The organism is Inquilinus sp. (assembly GCF_057815775.1).
In genome coordinates, this window is record NZ_JBYRFX010000504.1 from 1 (window position 1) to 2,665 (window position 2,665).

Genomic DNA, 2,665 nt, shown 5'->3' on the forward strand with positions numbered 1-2,665 from the left:
AGGCCGCCGGGGTCGACACCGCCGACTTCACCGACGCGGCCCGCACGGGCGTGACCAAGGACGGCAAGATCTATGCCCTGCCCTTCGACACCCACACCTGGCTGTGGCACATCAACCTGAACCTGTTCAAGCAGGCCGGGCTGGTGGCGGCCGACGGCAAGCCGATCCTGCCGAAATCGCCGGACGAGCTGCTGGCCCAGGCCAAGCAGTTCCGGGAAAAGACCGGCAAGCCCTATTTCGTCCAGGCGCTGGCGAACGAGCAGGCGAACTACACCCGCACCCTCTACACCCTGCTGTACCAGCAGAATTCCGACTTCTTCGCCGACCCCGCCAAGATCAATTTGGAGACGCCGGAAGCCAAGAACGCGGTGACGCTGTTCAAGGCGATCTACGACAACGGCGACACCACCAAGGACCAGGACTACGCCGCGGCCACCGCCGGCTTCACCAAGGGCGACGGCGGCGTCTACATCATGGGCACCTGGCTGGTCGACAGCTACACCCAGGAGGCCGCCAAGCCCGACGGCGCGCTGAGCGGCGGCTACTCTGTGGTGCCGTTCCCGCAGCTATACGGCAACCCCAAGGTCTGGGCCGACGGCCACAGCTGGGTGATGCCGAAGGCCGAGCTGGACGACGCCCACCGCAAGGCCGCCTTCGAGCTGCTGAAGTTCCTGTGGGACAACGACTACGACTGGTCCCGCACCGGCCACCTGCCGGTCCGCAAATCAGTGGCGGCGGCGCAGACGTTCCTCGACCTGCCGCATCGCAGCGACATCGTCAGCCTGACCCGGGACGGCACCGCCCTGCCGGGGGCGGTGAAGCGGCAATTCGGCCTGCAGTCGATCATCCAGGAGGAGTTCGAGGCCGCGGTCCAGGGCAGCAAGCCGATCGACCAGGCGCTGGCCGATGCCGACAGCCGATGCAACGAACTGCTCGCCAACGCCAAGTGACCCCGGCCGCGCGCCCCCTTCCTCTCAAGGGCGCGGCCCTTCCCCCTCCACGCTTCTGACCGGGACGGTCCCTCCATGATCTCCGCACGACTCGTCGTCGACCGCGACTTCGTCCTCTCCGACCTCGACCGCCGCGTCTTCGGCGCGTTCGTCGAGCATATGGGCCGCTGCGTCTATGGCGGCATCTTCGAACCCGGCCATCCCACCGCCGATGCCCGCGGCTTCCGCGGCGACGTGCTGGAGCTGACGAAGGAACTGGGGCCGACCATCATCCGCTATCCCGGCGGCAACTTCCTGTCCGGCTACAACTGGGAGGATGGCGTCGGGCCGGTGGCGCAGCGGCCGGTGCGGCGCGACCTGGCCTGGTTCTCGACCGAGACCAACCGCTTCGGCACCAACGAGTTCATGGAATGGTCGCGCGAAGCCGGGATCGAGCCGATGTTCGGCGTCAACCTCGGCACCCGCGGGCCGGACGAGGCGCGCCGCTTCCTGGAATACTGCAACCATGAGGGCGGGTCCGAGCTGTCGGAGCTGCGCCGGTCGCACGGTCATGCCGCACCGCACGACGTCAAGTTCTGGTGCCTGGGCAACGAGATGGATGGGCCCTGGCAGATCGGCGCCAAGACCGCCGAGGAGTACGGCCGCGCCGCGCTGGAAACCGCCAAGGTGATGCGCTGGATCGACCCGACCATCCAGCTCGCCGCCTGCGGCTCATCCCATCGCAACATGCCGCAATACGGCGCCTGGGAATACGAGGTGCTGGACCACTGCTACGACCAAGTCGACTTCATTTCGCTGCACACCTACTTCAACAACAACGCCGATTCGACACCGGAGTATTTCGGCGTGATCGAGCTGATGGACGCCTTCATCAAGGAGGTGGCGGCGATCTGCGACGCGGTCGGGGCCAAGCGCCGGTCGCACAAGAAGATCATGCTGTCCTTCGACGAATGGAACGTCTGGTACAAGACCCACAAGATCGAGCACATGCGCAAGCCGGGCTGGCCCGAGGCGCCGGCCCTGATCGAGGAGGTCTACAACGCCGAGGACGCGCTGATCGTCGGCGGCGCGCTGATCGCCCTGATGAACAACGCCGACCGGGTGAAGACCGCCTGCATCGCCCAGCTGGTCAACGTCATCGGCCCGATCATGACCGAGACCGGCGGCCCGGCCTGGCGCCAGACCATCTTCCACCCCTTCGCCCTGGCCGCCCGCTTCGGCCATGGAAGGGTGCTGCGGACCCAGGTCGAATCGCCGAGCTACGGCGCCACGTCGTTCCCGGGGATCCCGTATCTCTATGCCACCGTGGTCGACAATCCGGCCGACGGCACCACCGCGATCTTCGCCCTCAACCGCAGCCTGTCGGACTCGCTGGAGCTGAATGTCGAGCTGCGCGGCCTGGGCGCCGACCGGCGGCTGGTGACGGCGACCGAGATCCACCATTCCAACCTGAAGGCGGTCAACACCAAGGACGCGCCGAACACGGTGGTGCCAATGGCGAACCCCGATGTGACGGTGGATGGCGAGCGGCTGCGGGCGAAGCTGAAGCCGGCCTCGTGGAACGTGATCGTGACCCGGAGTGTGCCCAGGGCGTAGCCGCCTGCGGCGCCCCCTTCGTCATTGCGAGGAGGCGAAGCCGACGAAGCAATCCATGCCAGGCGACACCATGGATTGCTTCGCTACGCTCGCAATGACGATGGGGGGAAGCGGAGCGT

The 2,665-nt window shown here is 66.8% G+C and carries 2 protein-coding genes; both read left to right on the plus strand.

Annotation, left to right across the window (positions count from 1 at the left end; genetic code table 11):
* Positions 1–950 (plus strand): extracellular solute-binding protein (locus AC3XYG_RS17715; RefSeq protein ID WP_489141172.1); only part of this gene is annotated, 950 nt, incomplete at its 5' end.
* A gap of 75 nt (positions 951–1,025) precedes the next feature.
* A complete protein-coding gene (arfA, locus tag AC3XYG_RS17720; protein ID WP_489141173.1) occupies positions 1,026–2,546 on the plus strand; it encodes an arabinosylfuranosidase ArfA in 1,521 nt (506 codons plus the stop codon).
* The last annotated feature ends 119 nt before the right edge of the window (positions 2,547–2,665 follow it).

Bases quoted from the DNA above. Each gene is read 5' to 3' on its own strand.
- arfA (WP_489141173.1), top strand. From the start codon at position 1,026: ATGATCTCCGCACGACTCGTCGTCGACCGCGACTTCGTCCTCTCCGAC.